The sequence below is a fragment of the Porphyromonas canoris genome, from assembly GCF_000769115.1.
In the GTDB taxonomy this organism is placed as follows: domain Bacteria; phylum Bacteroidota; class Bacteroidia; order Bacteroidales; family Porphyromonadaceae; genus Porphyromonas_A; species Porphyromonas_A canoris.
Map to the genome: position 1 here is coordinate 125,126 of NZ_JQZV01000001.1, position 15,044 is coordinate 140,169.

11 protein-coding genes and 1 tRNA gene are annotated in these 15,044 nt (G+C 46.0%); 7 read left to right on the forward strand and 5 right to left on the reverse strand.

The annotated features are described in order from the left end of the window. The first annotated feature begins 164 nt into the window (after positions 1 to 164). Complete coding sequence (gene spt / locus HQ43_RS00540; RefSeq protein ID WP_036788325.1) at positions 165 to 1,355, forward strand: serine palmitoyltransferase; 1,191 nt, start codon at positions 165 to 167, stop codon at positions 1,353 to 1,355. A gap of 56 nt (positions 1,356 to 1,411) precedes the next feature. On the opposite strand, the gene HQ43_RS00545 is transcribed toward spt, so the two are convergent. The 4 genes from HQ43_RS00545 to HQ43_RS00560 are packed head-to-tail and all read right to left on the reverse strand — an operon-like array spanning position 1,412 to position 6,577. Continuing rightward, positions 1,412 to 2,248, reverse strand: coding sequence for a hypothetical protein (locus HQ43_RS00545; RefSeq protein WP_036788328.1), 837 nt, complete (start codon positions 2,246 to 2,248; stop codon positions 1,412 to 1,414). Then, positions 2,202 to 2,999 (reverse strand): metal ABC transporter permease, encoded by a 798-nt coding sequence (locus HQ43_RS00550; protein ID WP_036788331.1) that lies wholly within the window; start codon positions 2,997 to 2,999, stop codon positions 2,202 to 2,204. The genes HQ43_RS00545 and HQ43_RS00550 overlap by 47 nt, the downstream gene beginning before the upstream one ends. A gap of 16 nt (positions 3,000 to 3,015) precedes the next feature. Beyond that, positions 3,016 to 3,456, reverse strand: coding sequence for a hypothetical protein (locus HQ43_RS00555; protein WP_052102973.1), 441 nt, complete (start codon positions 3,454 to 3,456; stop codon positions 3,016 to 3,018). 28 nt (positions 3,457 to 3,484) lie between these two features. Further along, positions 3,485 to 6,577 (reverse strand): glycoside hydrolase family 2 TIM barrel-domain containing protein, encoded by a 3,093-nt coding sequence (locus tag HQ43_RS00560; RefSeq protein WP_036788333.1) that lies wholly within the window; start codon positions 6,575 to 6,577, stop codon positions 3,485 to 3,487. An 807-nt stretch (positions 6,578 to 7,384) separates the two neighbouring features. Between HQ43_RS00560 and HQ43_RS00565 the strand changes: the two genes are divergently transcribed. Next, entirely contained in the window at positions 7,385 to 8,590 is a 1,206-nt protein-coding gene (locus HQ43_RS00565; RefSeq protein WP_036788335.1) for a metallophosphoesterase, read from the forward strand. Between the two features lie 29 nt (positions 8,591 to 8,619). Here the strand turns inward: HQ43_RS00565 and dacB are convergent, their stop codons facing one another. Next, positions 8,620 to 10,041 (reverse strand): D-alanyl-D-alanine carboxypeptidase/D-alanyl-D-alanine endopeptidase, encoded by a 1,422-nt coding sequence (gene dacB / locus HQ43_RS00570; RefSeq protein ID WP_036788337.1) that lies wholly within the window; start codon positions 10,039 to 10,041, stop codon positions 8,620 to 8,622. A 211-nt stretch (positions 10,042 to 10,252) separates the two neighbouring features. Between dacB and HQ43_RS00575 the strand changes: the two genes are divergently transcribed. The 5 genes from HQ43_RS00575 to HQ43_RS09345 all read left to right on the forward strand — a co-directional run bounded on the left by HQ43_RS00575 (position 10,253) and on the right by HQ43_RS09345 (position 14,983). Next, positions 10,253 to 11,416: an AI-2E family transporter gene (locus HQ43_RS00575; RefSeq protein WP_036788344.1), complete on the forward strand. Its 1,164-nt coding sequence runs from the start codon at positions 10,253 to 10,255 to the stop codon at positions 11,414 to 11,416. 108 nt (positions 11,417 to 11,524) lie between these two features. Continuing rightward, positions 11,525 to 11,600, forward strand: a tRNA-Lys gene (locus HQ43_RS00580). Between the two features lie 160 nt (positions 11,601 to 11,760). After that, complete coding sequence (locus HQ43_RS00585; protein ID WP_052110400.1) at positions 11,761 to 12,456, forward strand: Crp/Fnr family transcriptional regulator; 696 nt, start codon at positions 11,761 to 11,763, stop codon at positions 12,454 to 12,456. A 44-nt stretch (positions 12,457 to 12,500) separates the two neighbouring features. Next, the gene (locus tag HQ43_RS00590; protein WP_394358403.1) at positions 12,501 to 13,847 is read left to right on the forward strand and encodes an MATE family efflux transporter; all 1,347 of its coding nucleotides are present in this window, start codon (positions 12,501 to 12,503) and stop codon (positions 13,845 to 13,847) included. Next, complete coding sequence (locus HQ43_RS09345) at positions 13,844 to 14,983, forward strand: metallophosphoesterase (RefSeq protein WP_052102975.1); 1,140 nt, start codon at positions 13,844 to 13,846, stop codon at positions 14,981 to 14,983. The genes HQ43_RS00590 and HQ43_RS09345 overlap by 4 nt, the downstream gene beginning before the upstream one ends. The last annotated feature ends 61 nt before the right edge of the window (positions 14,984 to 15,044 follow it).

Sequence of the window (15,044 nt, forward strand, 5' to 3'; positions counted from 1 at the left end):
CTCTTCTGTCTCAATGAGATAGTATCTTTTCAACATTTACACATTGCACACTTTCCTGTTTTTTGTTCAATTATTTATATCTTTGCCCAATAAAGATACTTGGAGGTCTGTTTACGACTGCAGGACAGCGGCAGTCCGATCTCTCTAAAACGAAGCAGATAAGAATGCAACTCCTACAAAACAAACTCAGAAAGTTTGATGCCGACAAGAAAGCAATAGCTGCCGGCATATATCCATACTTCCGAACTATTCAGAGTGAACAGGGTAATGAAGTGATCATAAACGGGAAGAAAGTGTTGATGTTCGGATCGAACTCCTATCTCGGACTCACCAATCATCCCAAAGTGAAAGAAGCAGCCGAACAGGCAACCAAGAAATATGGTACAGGCTGTGCGGGATCAAGATTTTTGAATGGTACGCTTGATATACACCTCGAACTGGAAGATGAGTTGGCAGATTTCCTTGGGAAAGAAGCCGTACAGCTCTACTCTACCGGATTCCAAGCAAATGTCGGAGCGGTCTCATGCGTTACCGGTCGGGAAGATTACATTCTCTGGGATGAGAGAGACCACGCATCCATCATAGAAGGACACCGTTTATCGTTCTCGACAAAGCTGAAATTCCGCCATAACGATATGGATTCGCTCGAACAGATGTTGCAGAAATGCGAACCGGACAGAGTAAAGCTAATTGTCGTGGATGGCGTATTCAGCATGGAAGGAGACCTTGCTCCTCTTCCGGAGATAACCCAGTTGGCAAAGAAGTACAACGCAGCCGTCATGGTGGACGAAGCGCATGGCATCGGAGTGATGGGCGATATGGGACGAGGAACATGCGATCATTTCGGAGTGGTCGATGACGTCGATCTCATCATGGGAACATTCTCCAAGTCTTTTGCATCCCTCGGTGGCTTCATCGCCGGAGACAAGGACACCATAAATTATCTTAAACATCATGCCCGTTCTTATATCTTCAGCGCAAGCTGTACACCAGCTGCCACCGCAGCTGCTCGTGCTGCTCTGGAGATCATGAAGACAGAACCATACTATATAGATAACCTTTGGAGGCTTACGCACAAAGCGCTTAGAGGTTTCAAGGAACGCAATTTCGAGATCGGCGCAACCTCTACACCTATCATTCCACTCTTTGTCAGAAACAATGAAAAGACATTCATGATTACCAAAGAGCTGTTTGAGAGAGGGTTATTTGTCAATCCGGTTGTTGCTCCTGCCGTAGCATCGGGAGATACGTTAATACGCTTCTCGCTCATGGCATCCCATACCGACGAGCAGCTGGATTTCGCTTTAGACCAGCTCCAAGAAGTGTTCATAAAATATGGTGTCATAGAACAATAAAACAGAAGAAGCTCGACAACAATCGAGCTTCTTCTGTTTTATCGCTGTGATAGGAGCTATCGCTTGTACTGTCTAAACCAATTGTCCTCTTCAAAGATCTCTCCCCAGACGGAGCGGAACTTCTCTATCTCTTTCTCCCGATCCCTTACGGCAGATAGAGAAAACAAAGACACAGCACCAAATAGATCTCTCTTCTTTCCGGCAAGAGCCGGCTCCGTCTCTCGAAAATCCTTTCTCCAAAGAGACAAAAAAGTAATTGAGTCGTTCTCCGATTTGGCTAACTGTTCGATATAAAAGTAAGCACGAGACTCCTCTGACCGGTCTGAGACATAAGGCGGACACAGTCGCTTCTTTTTGCCATGCTGTTGGTACCCGGCAATTGCTCTGATCTCCCACGAAAAGGGAATGAAAGAGAGCTTTTTCAAGAAGTACTTTTCTGTGGTACGATCGCCTGTCCTGTTGGCAACATCCCAGCCTATGAGCGAGGCTCTCCACTTTAGAGAGGGAAAAGAGTCGCTTCTGACAAGTTGTTGAAAAAGTATTGAAGCCCGGTTGTAATCCGCACTATCCAACGCATTTTGAGCGTTGGCAACGAGATCCGAATAGCTTCTGCCGGTGTACAAATCATACTCCCGGCGCAGCTTTGAAGAGAGTGCTTCTCTATCTATCTCTTCTGAAAGAGGGTAAATCAACTGATGAGACGGGATCAAAAACAGGTTTCTCTCATGCTCTTGCAGCAGTTCTTCAAACCTTTCGGAGCTTTTCACTCTTGCGTTGTACTCCTTCCCTTTGTTCCAAATACGGCATCCGGAAAGAGTTAGAAGCAGAATAAAGAAGAGAAGAACCCTAACGCACCTTCTGTGTTGCCCATTTTGCCAGCCAAGCGAAGCCATAAGAGATACAAAGAAGAACTATGATAGTAGCCCCTGTAGGCAGATTCAAGAAATAACTGCCGGCTAATCCGACCAGCGCTGCCAGCATGGAGATGGAGATGGAAAGCAGTATGATTTTCTTCAGATCATGAGCATACAAAGAGGCAATCATCTGCGGAATGGTTAGCATACTCATCAACATCATCACTCCCATCGTTCTTATCGTAAGGACAATCCCTATGGAAAGAAATCCTATCATAGCAAAACGCACGACACCAACACCTTTTGCACGTGTGGAAGCGTACTCAGAGTCGAACATGATAAAGAGCAACGTCTTATAATAGTAGAGCACCAAAGGTATCAGGATAGCAAGAAAGCCGATCAACATCCAGAAATCGGCTTTTGAGACCAATAGGATATTTCCGAAAAGGTAAGCGGAAAGATTGGGAGCATATCCGGGCGTAAAATGACTGAAAAGAATACCCACCGCCATACCTAAAGACCATACAGCGGCAATGGCAGAGTCTTCTCTCACTCTCCCTTTACTGCTTAAGCCCTCCACCAAAAAGCCACTGCCCAATGCAAAAAGAGCAGCCGTATATATCGGATTTACGCCTAAAAAGAAGCCCAGACCAAGTCCGCCGAAAGAGGCATGCGTAATGCCTCCACCGACAAATACCATTCTACGAACCACCATAAAGGAGCCGATAATCCCCGTGAGTACGGAGATCAGCAGTGCCACAGCTATCGTATGCAGCAGAATATCGGTCATACGCTATCGGTTATGCTCAGGCAGAGGGATGGGTATAGCTGTTTTCTAGAGCGGAATAGTCTCTCATTTCGTTCACGATCAAGAATAGTTCGTCCTTGATAACAGCAGGGAGCGGGATGTTTCTAAGCTGAATGCTCCTCGCCCATCCGGGAACATCTTCTTGCTTGAGCGTGTAAAGGACATCCCGGAAACTATCTTCATCTTCCGCTGTATAGAGTGCCGGATCCATTCCGGCATATCTATCCAGCTCTTCATCATCGTAATACTCTATCTTGGTACTCACTCCGGAGTGAAGGCTATCCTTGATGCACGTCAGGTGCATACCGCAACAGCCTTCCGGGCGTTCCTTCTGTTCCTGTTCCCGTTCCTCTTCAGATAGAGGTTTACTCCTGAGCAGTATTCCTACCAGAACAGCCGTAATCACCGCTATACCTGAAAGTATGATCCATGTTTCCATATACAGTAGATTACAGAGTCTTTTCCTGTTATTTTCTATACGGACGTATGACGAAGCCGAAAGCGGTCTCTTCCACCGGCACTAAGAACTCTTTTCTCACACCGGGTCCGCATGTTGCAGTACCTATACCCATTTGGCGATGATCCAAGTGTACTGTTACATCCTCTCCATCGGGCAGATGATGTTGGTGAGTGGCTTTACGGATAGAGCTGTCGCTGTACGGATAAGCACTGAACTGGAACAGCTCCTCACCGAGTGCTTTTACATACAACCCTTTACCTCTTCCGTCTGTAATCTCCATCCAGCGAGTACCTGTTCTGTTACCCGTAGCTTGCGGACGCACATAGTTGTGGAACATCTCATCGACGCTTCGAGAATCTATCCGAACGATGCCGGCATCTGCTCTATCCACGTATGTTTCGTACGGAGCACGTCCCAAATATTTCACGTTGCGGAACTCCTTGGACATCGTAAAGGCGAGTCCCAAACGAGCCACAGCCTTCAACACTTCTTGGTTAGGCTTCCAAACGATGGATATTTTCACCTCTCCTTGAGCACCCTTACTGATCTTTTGTTCTGCAAAACCGAGTTTCTGACCACTTCTGCCCAGTAGTTCCAGATTCACTATGGTAGATCCGTCTTTCTGTGCCACAACGGAAACCACCTTTTGTTGCAGGCTATCTATTCCGGAAGATTGCCATGCACGGTTGCCATGAGCATCTCTAATGTCGTTGTCCGTAGGCGGTCTCCAGAGCGATATGGCTATCGGTGAGGTCAGCATTTCCTCTCCATCCAATGTCAGGGAAGAGATTGCACCGGTTGTTTTATCTATACGATACTCCACTTTCTCCTTACCAAAAGTGCGAACAGAGGGCTTTGCCGGAGCAATAGGAAGTGCAAACTGATCGTAAGCAACCCTCTTTCCGTCCGGAGCACACCACTCTATGTAGAAAAATCTTTCACCTACACCTTCGAGTTCTTTATCGAAAGCGATACGCATTTCGCCTTTTGAATCGGGAGCGAGATCCAGATTCTCTTTGCCATGAACAAGCATATTTCCTTCGCTATCGAGCACATTCCACTCGGCGTGGAAGGCATTCGTATTGGTGAAAGCGTACCAGTTGCGTACCTCCAAGCGGACTTCTTTCGGAGAAGCAGAGAGCAGACTGCTCTTTATATTCTGATACACCTTCTGTACTTCTGCCAAATGAGGGTGAGGAGTACGGTCTGCGGCAACCAATCCGTTGGTACAGAAGTTCCCGAAGCTGGGAACATTCTTCGGGCCATAGTCGCCACCGTATGTCCAGTAACTCTTACCGCTCTTCGGATCGACCTCTCTGAACGACTGATCCACCCAGTCCCACACGCAACCTCCTTGTGCTTTCGGATACTTCTCAATGACATCCCAGTAAGTTCTGAAGCCACCCAAGCTGTTACCCATAGCGTGAGCGTACTCACACAAAATGAATGGACGGTAGATGTCTTCCCTTGTTACATACTCCTCGATATGCTCCGGTGAGCGATACATTCGGCAGTATATGTCTGTGTTGTACGCCTCTTCGGATCTTTCGTACTGTACCGGACGAGAAGTATCTTGCTTCTTGAGCCAGTTGTATGTTGCTTCAAAGTTCACCCCGTTTCCTGCTTCATTACCGAGCGACCAGATGATAACCGATGGAGTATTCTTGGTTCTGTGATACATTCTCTCGGTCCGCGCCATGTGGTGAGCCATCCAGCGCTCATCCTTAGCGAGCGACTCTTTTCCGTAGCCCATACCATGGCTTTCGATGTTCGCTTCATCTATCACATACAGTCCGTACTGATTGCAAAGATGATACCAGTAAAGATCGGTAGGATAGTGCGAGTTTCTTACCGTATTGATGTTATGCTCTTTCATAAGGAGTATATCCTGAAGCATCTCTTCACGGGATATTGTGCGACCGCGTTGGGAGTGTTCATGACGATTGACCCCCTTTATAAGTATCGGCTTTCCGTTTACTTTCAGCAGTCCATCGGTAACCTCTACGGAACGGAAACCTATCTCCATTCCTGTCTGATAGATCGGAGTACCTTTCTTATCCTTGAGTTCTAAACGGAGTGTATAGAGATTGGGATGCTCCGCACTCCATGCTTTCACATCCGGAAGTACGACCTGCGGGAACTGTACAGCCTTAGCTCCTTTGCCCTTTATACTCGCGGAAGAAGAAGCGACCGTAGCCCCACTATCATCAAGAAGCATATAAGAGAGTTCGAGAGCACTTCTGTTGTTATTGAACAGCTCGGCACTCACATCAAGGATACCGTTCTTGTACTGCTCTTTGTCCAATGAAGCATTCAGAGAGAGGTCTTTGATGTAGCTTTTAGGCGTGGAATAGAGAAAAACATCACGCTCTATCCCGCTGATACGCCACATATCCTGACACTCCAGATAAGAACCGGTGCTCCATCTGTACACCTCTATCGCTATGGTATTGCTCTTATCGTCTCCAATGCGAACATACTCGGTAAGATCCCATTCGGTGGCAGTCTTCGAGTCCATCGCATATCCCAACTTCTTTCCATTGACCCAGAGGTAGTAGAAAGAGGATACACCTTCGAGCCTCAACAGTACTCTCCGGCCTTTCCATGCAGACGGAACGGAAAAAGAGCGACGATAAGAGCCCACCTCGTTTGCCTCAGTCGGGACATAGGGCGGATTCTTCTTGAATGAGAAGAGCGGAGAGTCGAACTCGTATGTCTCGTTCACATAAATGGGAAGCCCATAGCCCTGTCTCTCCCAGTTGCCCGGAACATTGATAAGATCCCATTTGGAGACATCATAATCCTCCTTATAAAATTCTCTTGGCGCTTTCTCCGGGTTACGCACCCAAGAGAAATGCCACTTGCCATTCAGGCTCATGAACGAGGGCGAAGCCTCTCGATCATATCTCTTTATCTGCTCTGCCGTAGCAAATGGCAGCAGTCCGGCATGAGGTTTAACACCTCCTTCTCCGGTCTTAAAATTCGCCTGCCATTCGGGCAGATTCTTGTCGGTTGATTCTTGCGCAACGGCTACACTACCCAGCAAAGGCAGAGCCATGATGAGCGCCATAAGGATATACATAGTAGAACATCGTTTCATAGTATTACAAAGTTACATTATTCGGTGCAATAGAACAAAAACAGAGTGTTTCTTGATGATATTCTTCCCGTTCTGCATGGTATTTTTATATAAAAACGGATGGCAAAAAATCCGGTAAAGAGGCGGCATGAGGCTTCCTCGCATTTCCCTTCCGGGCAAGAGACAAATCCGCAAAAATATGACAAACAACGAGATACAAAAGATCGCGAATTTGGAAAAAATTTTTTCTCAGTCCGTTTGATGGGGCTTTTTTGCGTTAATTCGTGTGAATTTCAACATCCACTTCTGTAAATAAGCCTTAATAGGATTTTGCCTCTAAAAACAGCAAAAAAGAGGGCAAAATAGATAAACCACTATCTTTCAATACCATAAGCAAAAATTCTAAACACGTTAATTGAATCCGGTAAACGTATTAAATGAAATCGGTAAATACGTTTACCGATTTCGGTTAATACTTTAAGCCGACAAAATATACTGCTTTATCGTTTTGAGTAAACCTGCATCAAAAATCGTGTTAATAAAACAGCCCGAATTTAACAGTTCGATCATGCTCTGAAAACACTTCCTCCGATCAAAATAGAAGCAGGAATTTTCGGGGCATTTCACTCGGTATGGAATATATAAAAATCTCTTCGGCAGATGGTCTCAAAAAGTTTTTTGAAAAGGCAAAAGTATTATACATTAAGACACAACTTATAACAAACCGACTTGCATCAAAATAAAAATAAGTTTCGTAGCTTTGTATCCGGTGGCTTTACGTTAATACAAAGCCTTATGAATTAGAATGTTATTAACACATATTCCGCAATGAAAATAGCACAAAGCATTAAAAATATTTTCCGGATAGCACTGCTATGTATCTTGTCCGGTACCATCCAAACCCCCAATGCCTTTTCCGGCATCCGCCCGACATCATCGGCTCTCTTCTCGAACACTCCCGATGGAGACGACGAGGACGACAAAGATGATGATGATCTTGATGGAGTGGATGGCCCTTATATAGTGGGAGAAACACTGTACAGAGTAGATGCACGGGACAACCTGCTCAAAGAAAAAGTGGACAGAAGCAGACCGATACGGGTAGAGGTAAAAAATGAGGATCGAGACCACTTCAACCTCTTTCTTCGTTCCGGTTTCAAGATGTCTCCCGGAACCATACCGATGCCGGACAAGCTGGTTGCAATCTCAGACATCGAGGGGAACTTCGACGGATTTGTCTCTTTCCTCCAAAGCAACGGAGTGATAGACCGAGAGTTCGGATGGAGCTTCGGGAACGGACATCTTGTACTCGTGGGAGACTTTGTGGATAGAGGAGACAATGTAACAGCAGTACTATGGCTGATCTATAAACTGGAACAAGAGGCAGAACAAACAGGTGGAGCGGTACACTTCATACTTGGGAACCATGAACTGATGAATATGCAAGGGAAGTTCCAATACAATCGCGAAAGATATGTTGCCGCTGCTCAAAAGATAAGCGGACATGACAACCCGAAAAAGGCTGTCCAGTATATCTTCTCTGAAACAGAGTTGGGCAGATGGCTCCAGACCAAAAACGGTATCATGAAGATAGGCTCGACCATCTTTGTGCATGCAGGTCTTTCGCCAGAAATATTGGAACACAATCTTTCAATAGACGACATCAACCGAATATCAAGAGCCAATCAGACAAAGGATCTCTACGGATACCCGGGTGAAGATACGAAGGCCAACTTTCTGTTAGGCCCTAAAGGTGTGTTCTGGTACAGAGGCTTTGTATCGGCATACAAGGATAGATACGCCAAGATAGAGCAGTGCCGGCTGGATGAAATACTAAACCACTATGGAGCGGATCGAGTTGTATTCGGACACTCGGTCGTTAAGGACATTGTTCCGACATTCAATGGCAAAGCAATCAACATAGACCTCAAACATGGTCAAAAGAAACAGACCGGCAAAACCAAAGGTCTCCTTGTGGAAAGGGGCGTATTTTACAGCATCGACGACCTCGGCAATCGCAGAAAGTTATACTAAGACTAAAAGCGTGTAGGAGCCATCCTCTCTCACGGAAACATACTCAACAGCACCTTTCCTACCACATCTCTCGTGGCGCGATAGGTGCTGTTGTGGTTATTGACCATAATGCAGACCGCATAAGTCTTCCCTTTATAGGGGATATATCCGGCATAAGTAACCACTTGTCTCATGGATCCGCTTTTCAGTTGAGCCTTTCCGGCAAGAGAAGTATTCTTGAGAAAGTTCTTTACACTACCGTCCTGCCCAACGAATGGCAGCGTACTGCGAAACAGCGCACCGCGAGGAGAGCGGTGCTCTTTGGCAAGCAGTTCGGAGAGGAATGCCGGAGACAGTCTGCCGTATGGCGATAGTCCGCTACCGTCCATCAAGTCTGCCTCTTTCAGCGATAACCCTCTGCCCGTCCAATAAGCTTCGAGATCTGCCAATGCTTTCTGGAAAATATTTTGCCCGGCAAGGTGTTTTCCTTGAGGAGAAGCTATTGCAAGCAGAAGCTGTTCGGCAAAGAGATTGTGGCTGTGTACATTGGTGATCTTCGCTATTTCGAGAAGCGTCGGGGAGAGGTGCCTGTACAAGAGTATTGCCTCCGAGGGGAAGTCCATCGTTTGATCTGCAGGAAGAGCAATGGAAACACCATTCTGCCGGAGAACGGATGTGAGTCTTCGAGCGGCAAAAAGTGCCGGAGAAGGGATGCTGCCACGTATGGTTACACTCTCTTTATCTGCCGGAAAAAGTCCGTAAACGGTTCTTTCGTAAGAGTTCAAAGCCCCCGTGATATGCAGACTGTCGGTACTCTTTCTGCCGGAAACTTCAAAACTTTGGCGGATATTCAGTTCAGGAACATTCGGAAAGACTCTCACATCCCGTCTGTCTCGGTACACGGTAACGGAATAAGCATTATCATAGAGGCAAAGACGAGAAACGTGAGGAGCATAATAGTTGCCAAGATCGGTGTGAAGCCAATACGGATTTATGGGAAACAGATCTGCTTCCGATATCGGTGCCAATACTCGTCCCATAATCTGACGTATGCCGAGTGCTTTAAGCTCTTTCAGCACAGCGGAGAAAAGCGTGTCTTGAGGAATATTGGTGAGAAAACGGGAGCCAAGAGAGGGATCTCCTCCCCCGATGATATAGAGATCGCCATTCAAGATACCGCCTTTCTCTATGGTGCCGGTATATCTGACCTCTGTGGAAAAGCGATAATCCGCACCCAAAACTTCGAGTGCGGTAGCTGTGGTTATCACTTTCATCACACTTGCGGCAGTGAACAGCACATGGCTGTTTTGAGATAAAATCTCTTTCCCGGTATCGGCATCCCTGACGCTTATACCCAGTAAAGCATTCTTTAGGGATGCAACAGAAGATGAGGCAGGCATCCTCTGAGAGTAAGCGGAAGCATATCCGAATGAGATAAGAATAAGTGTAAAGAGGTGTCGAAGTCCAATCATACAAGTCTAAATCTTTTTTACGTATTTCTTCAAAGATAGCGATCTTTTGCTCGCGACCCGATATTTCGAGCGTGAATCTTGTTAAGACAGCTCAGTAAAAAAGGCAACAAAATTTAACGCAGCTGAAAGAATAGTAGCACAAAAGGTATCATTCTAAATTTTTTATCTTTGTAAACATCAAGTTTTACACAGACACAAGACCGAAAAATATATGATTAAAGACTTTTTCGACAGGCCATTTACCTTAGACAGACTATCTAAAATCTTCTTTTCCGTACTGTTTGCGGCGTTGGGAATATTTCTGTTCCAAAAGTTATCGGGCATATTGATCCCTTTTATACTGGCATGGATCATCGCACATCTGCTTATGCCGTTGGTTTACTTCTTCGAGAAGAAACTCAAAATACGCTCACGGGCTCTCTCGGTACTTACGGTTCTGATCCTTGTTGGGGGAACAATTTCGGGAATAATCATAGCTATATGGCCCTCTTTAACGGCAGAAGCGAATAAAGCATGGGAGTTACTCCAGACGTATGCTTCGTTTGAAGCCTTAAAGAGCATCCTTCCACCGAGTGTGGTAGAGCAGCTGGAACAGTATCCCGATGTGGCTTCGGTGATGAATGAGTTCAATATGGAGAACCTGATCAAGACACTCCAACAGTTCTTAAGCAAGTCTGTCTCTATTCTTGCAAGCACGTTCTCCATCATCATGAGTACGACAGTGGTTTTCCTATTCCTCCTTTACCTCATCTTTATCATGCTGGACTACGAAAGACTAAATGCCGGATTCATGAAGCTGATACCGGATCATCTGAAGCCATTCGTGATAGAAATGGGACACAATGTAGAATACTACCTGACCAACTACTTCAAAGGGCAGTCTCTTATAGCCCTTTGCGTGGGCGTACTGCTGTCTATAGGCTACTCTATACAAGGGCTTCCTCTCGGTATTTTACTGGGTATGCTAATCGGACTACTGAATCTGGTTCCATATCTGCAAATATTGGGACTGCTTCCTATCGTCTTTCTTTCAATGCTGCATAGCGCAGAGACGGGTCAGCATCTGGGCATAGTCCTCGCAATATCTTTGGGCATACTTCTTTTGGTGCAGATTATCCAGGATACGTTCCTCACTCCGCGCATCATGGGAAAGACCATGGGAATGATGCCTGCCGTTATCCTTATTTCTCTATCCATATTCGGGTATCTGTTCGGACTGCTTGGAATGGTGATCGCTCTCCCTGCAACAATGATTCTGTACACCTTCCACATGAAATATATCGTGGGCAAACCGGTGGAAAATCTTGAACTTGAACAGAAGAAAGCCGATCCGCTCTGGAGTAAGATAGTAAAGAAAACAAGGAGAAAGAAATAGATTTTTGAGTAGAGGTATTGGAGAATTAAAAATTTCTCTCTACCTTTGCGCTGCAATGAAGTGATTCATGCGCTAGTTTTTCATTTGATTTTCATAATTGACAGGTGGGATTCGCTAGCTCAGTAGGTAGAGCACATCCCTTTTAAGGATGGGGTCCTGGGTTCGAGCCCCAGGCGAATCACCAAGAGAGGTGGAATTCGGGAGAATTCTGCCTCTCTTTGGTTTTTATAAGCACCTAACGCTTGCCAGATGAAGAGAGAAAGCGCCAGAATCAGAAAGCAATAGACTTTTTTCGTAACTTTGGACTCTTCTTTTTTGATTCCTTACATAATATCTTCCACAACATGATTCCAAAAGAAAAGCATCCGCATATCTCTACCATGATTCCACACTTGTGGGAATTATTGGCTCAGAATGAGAAAGAGTTTTTTCAGATCTACTCTGCTTTTGAGCAGGTAGCCCCGAAAGAGATACTACTCGAAGAGGGGATGATACCGGAGTATTGCTATATCCTTATTCAAGGACAGGTAAAAGTAACAATGGAATCTTACGGGGGGAGAAGGCATATCGTCAACCTTATCTGTCCGGGGAAGCTTTTTGGGTATCGCACTTTCTTTATGGGAAAGCCGAGTGCAGTCCGCATCTCTGCTGTGGGTGCAAGCCTTGTTTATAAATTTCCTTTGACAGTCTTGGAGGATATTGCAAGAGAAAATCCCAAAGTAAGCTACTGGCTGATGCTGGAAAGCTATCGGGACATATTCTTAAGCGACAGAAGATCGGTAGGGTTGCTGGTCAAGCAATCCCGCGCACGCATGGCAGAAGGACTGCTGTTACTGAAAGAGATGTACGGACTCAAGCCGAACGGTTCTTTGAATATCAATCCGACCAGAAAGGATATGGGCGAACTTTCCAACATGACCATCAGCAATGCGATACGTACTCTCAATGCATTTGAAGAAGAAGGTCTCATAAAAATGGAAGGTCGGGAGATTACAATACTCAACGAAAAAAGCATCGATGAGATAGCACGAAAGGGTTAAATCAACGCATCAAGAGCCGTTCCCGAACAGAAAGGATAAAAGTGATGGACAAAAGAAGCGAAGCATTGGAGCATCTTCCGGTAGGACGACTACTAAGGCAGTTTGCCGTTCCGGCTGTGGTTGGAACGATGGTAAACTCGCTTTACAATGTCGTGGATAGAATGTTTATCGGAAATGGTGTCGGCAGCTTGGCAATATCCGGACTGGCTGTAACATTTCCCATCATCATATTCCTTCAGGCTATGGGAATGCTCATCGGTTCGGGAGCATCTGCAAGGGTCTCCATTTTGCTCGGAGCAAAAAAAAGAGAGACAGCGGAAGAGCTTTTGGGCAATGCTTTTCTCCTCACGCTCCTGATCAGTCTTCCGGCCACACTGCTCTGTCTCATCTATCTGGACGATCTCCTTTTGGCATTCGGTGCAAGCTATCAGACCTTGAAATATGCTCGTGAATACCTCATCATAGCACTGCCCGGCAACATCTTTGCAAACATTGCTTTCAGCTACAATGCGGTAATGAGAGCGGCAGGCTATCCCTCTAAGGCCATGACGACAATGCTTATCGGAGCCATATCGAATATTATTCTGGATCCGATCTTTATCTTTGTCTTCAACATGGGAATAGCGGGAGCAGCATGGGCTACCGTCATATCCATGTTCATCAGTATGTGTTTCGTCGTTACTCACTTCCTGAGTAAGAGCAGCAACATACAGCTTCGCATAAAAAACTTCAAACTCAAAAAGAGACACATCATCGCCATCCTCTCCATCGGTATGGCGCCTTTCTCCATGCAGCTGACCGGCAGTCTCATCACCGTGATCCTCAATAAAAGTTTGGCACAGTACGGAGGAGACTATGCGGTGGGGGCGTATGGCATACTGAGTAGTTTCGCTATGCTTATCCTGATGTTGTGTTTGGGTGTTTCTCAAGGTATGCAGCCGATTGTCGGTTATAACTATGGAGCCGAACTCTACCACAGAGTAAAAGAGGCTTCGTGGCGATCTTTCGGCTTGAATATGAGCATTGGTCTCGTTGGCGGACTATTGGGTGTTCTCGCTCCGAGCCTCATCGTACGAGGCTTTACATCTGATCCCGAACTCATGGATCTCACTGTATATGCTGTCCGGGTATGTACTTTTCACTTCGCCGTTGTCGGTTTCCAAATCACCACAACGCAGTACTTTCAGAGCATTGGCAGGGCAAAAGTCTCCATGCTTCTCTCTCTTACCCGTCAGATTATCTATCTAATTCCGCTGTTATTGCTGCTTCCTCCCATTTTGGGACTCAAAGGAATATGGTTTTCACTCCCCATATCCGATATACTGGCAGCGATGACAGCTTTTTTTGTGTACTTGTACCACTATAACAAACGCATCAAACCGGCTTTATGAAAGTATTCCTCATGTCCATTGTAGGGCAGACTCTCATCATGTTATACCTGCTCTACAAAGTGAATCAGACCTCTCTCAAAAAAACAAAATGGGGAAAGGTGATCATGGCACTTCTTATCCTGATGTATCTTTTCTTCCTCGGAGTATATATTGCTCGTAAATCCATACCATGGGAGAGCTTCGGGCAGATCATGTATTTCCTTAACAACTACTACGTTATCATTCTCATATACAGCTTCATCATTGCTCTGATAGGCTTGGGAACGCGCATTGCGCTTCTGCTGTTCCGCAAGAGGTGGAATGTCTCCGCTGAAAACAAACAGCGGTGGTATGGCTACATGATGCTCCTGTCTCTTCTGCTCCTCATACTGGCGTGCAACAAAGGCTACCGTAATACGATGGAGCCGATCGTCTCACGCTATGAAGTGAAGATTGCAAAGCCCTCCCCCGGACAAGAGAAGCTCCGCATAGCTTTGGTGACAGACCCTCACATCGGAGAGATCATGGGCTTAAGCAGCATAGAACGTCTGGCTAAAATGGTCGAAGCAGAAAAGCCCGATATTTTTCTCATCGGCGGAGACATCTTCGATTATGACCTGAGATATGGAGAGAAAGAGGGCGTAAAAGAGACCTTGAAATCCATCAGCAGCAAATATGGCACCTATATCGTAATGGGAAATCACGAGTACAGAGGCGATGTCGAGGGCAAAAAGGCTTGGCTTCGAGACGCAGGAACGCTTCTGATAGACTCCCTCATCACTCTTCCCGGAACGGATATACAGCTGCTCGGAAGGGATGATCACAACAACCCCGACGGGCGTGCCTCTTTCTCCGAGCTGGCAATGCGCTATCATATAGACCGCAATAAACCCCTGCTGCTACTCGATCATCAGCCCCGTCAAATAGACGAAGCTCAGAGTTTGGGCATAGATCTTGCAATGTTCGGACACACTCATGGCGGACAGTTTATACCTTTCCGCTTTCTCGTACAGCTTGCTTTCAAGCAGATCGAAGGCATTTCACGGTACGGCAATACCACGGTGGTGGTCTCTTCCGGATATGGAGTAGCCGGCTCTCCATTCCGTGTCGGCACACGTAGCGAATTGGTTATTATAGATGTCGAGTTTCAAAAATAACTTATCCCGTCCTGCCATTTTTGGTCGGATGAAATAATAGCACTAATTTTGTAAGCTTCAA

Excerpts from the sequence above, each read along its gene's own strand:
- spt (WP_036788325.1), top strand. The coding sequence starts at position 165 with ATGCAACTCCTACAAAACAAACTCAGAAAGTTTGATGCCGACAAGAAA.
- HQ43_RS00545 (WP_036788328.1), bottom strand. The coding sequence starts at position 2,248 with ATGGCTTCGCTTGGCTGGCAAAATGGGCAACACAGAAGGTGCGTTAGG.
- HQ43_RS00550 (WP_036788331.1), bottom strand. The coding sequence starts at position 2,999 with ATGACCGATATTCTGCTGCATACGATAGCTGTGGCACTGCTGATCTCC.
- HQ43_RS00555 (WP_052102973.1), bottom strand. The coding sequence starts at position 3,456 with ATGGAAACATGGATCATACTTTCAGGTATAGCGGTGATTACGGCTGTT.
- HQ43_RS00560 (WP_036788333.1), bottom strand. The coding sequence starts at position 6,577 with ATGAAACGATGTTCTACTATGTATATCCTTATGGCGCTCATCATGGCT.
- HQ43_RS00565 (WP_036788335.1), top strand. The coding sequence starts at position 7,385 with ATGAAAATAGCACAAAGCATTAAAAATATTTTCCGGATAGCACTGCTA.
- dacB (WP_036788337.1), bottom strand. The coding sequence starts at position 10,041 with ATGATTGGACTTCGACACCTCTTTACACTTATTCTTATCTCATTCGGA.
- HQ43_RS00575 (WP_036788344.1), top strand. The coding sequence starts at position 10,253 with ATGATTAAAGACTTTTTCGACAGGCCATTTACCTTAGACAGACTATCT.
- HQ43_RS00585 (WP_052110400.1), top strand. The coding sequence starts at position 11,761 with ATGATTCCAAAAGAAAAGCATCCGCATATCTCTACCATGATTCCACAC.
- HQ43_RS00590 (WP_394358403.1), top strand. The coding sequence starts at position 12,501 with ATGGACAAAAGAAGCGAAGCATTGGAGCATCTTCCGGTAGGACGACTA.
- HQ43_RS09345 (WP_052102975.1), top strand. The coding sequence starts at position 13,844 with ATGAAAGTATTCCTCATGTCCATTGTAGGGCAGACTCTCATCATGTTA.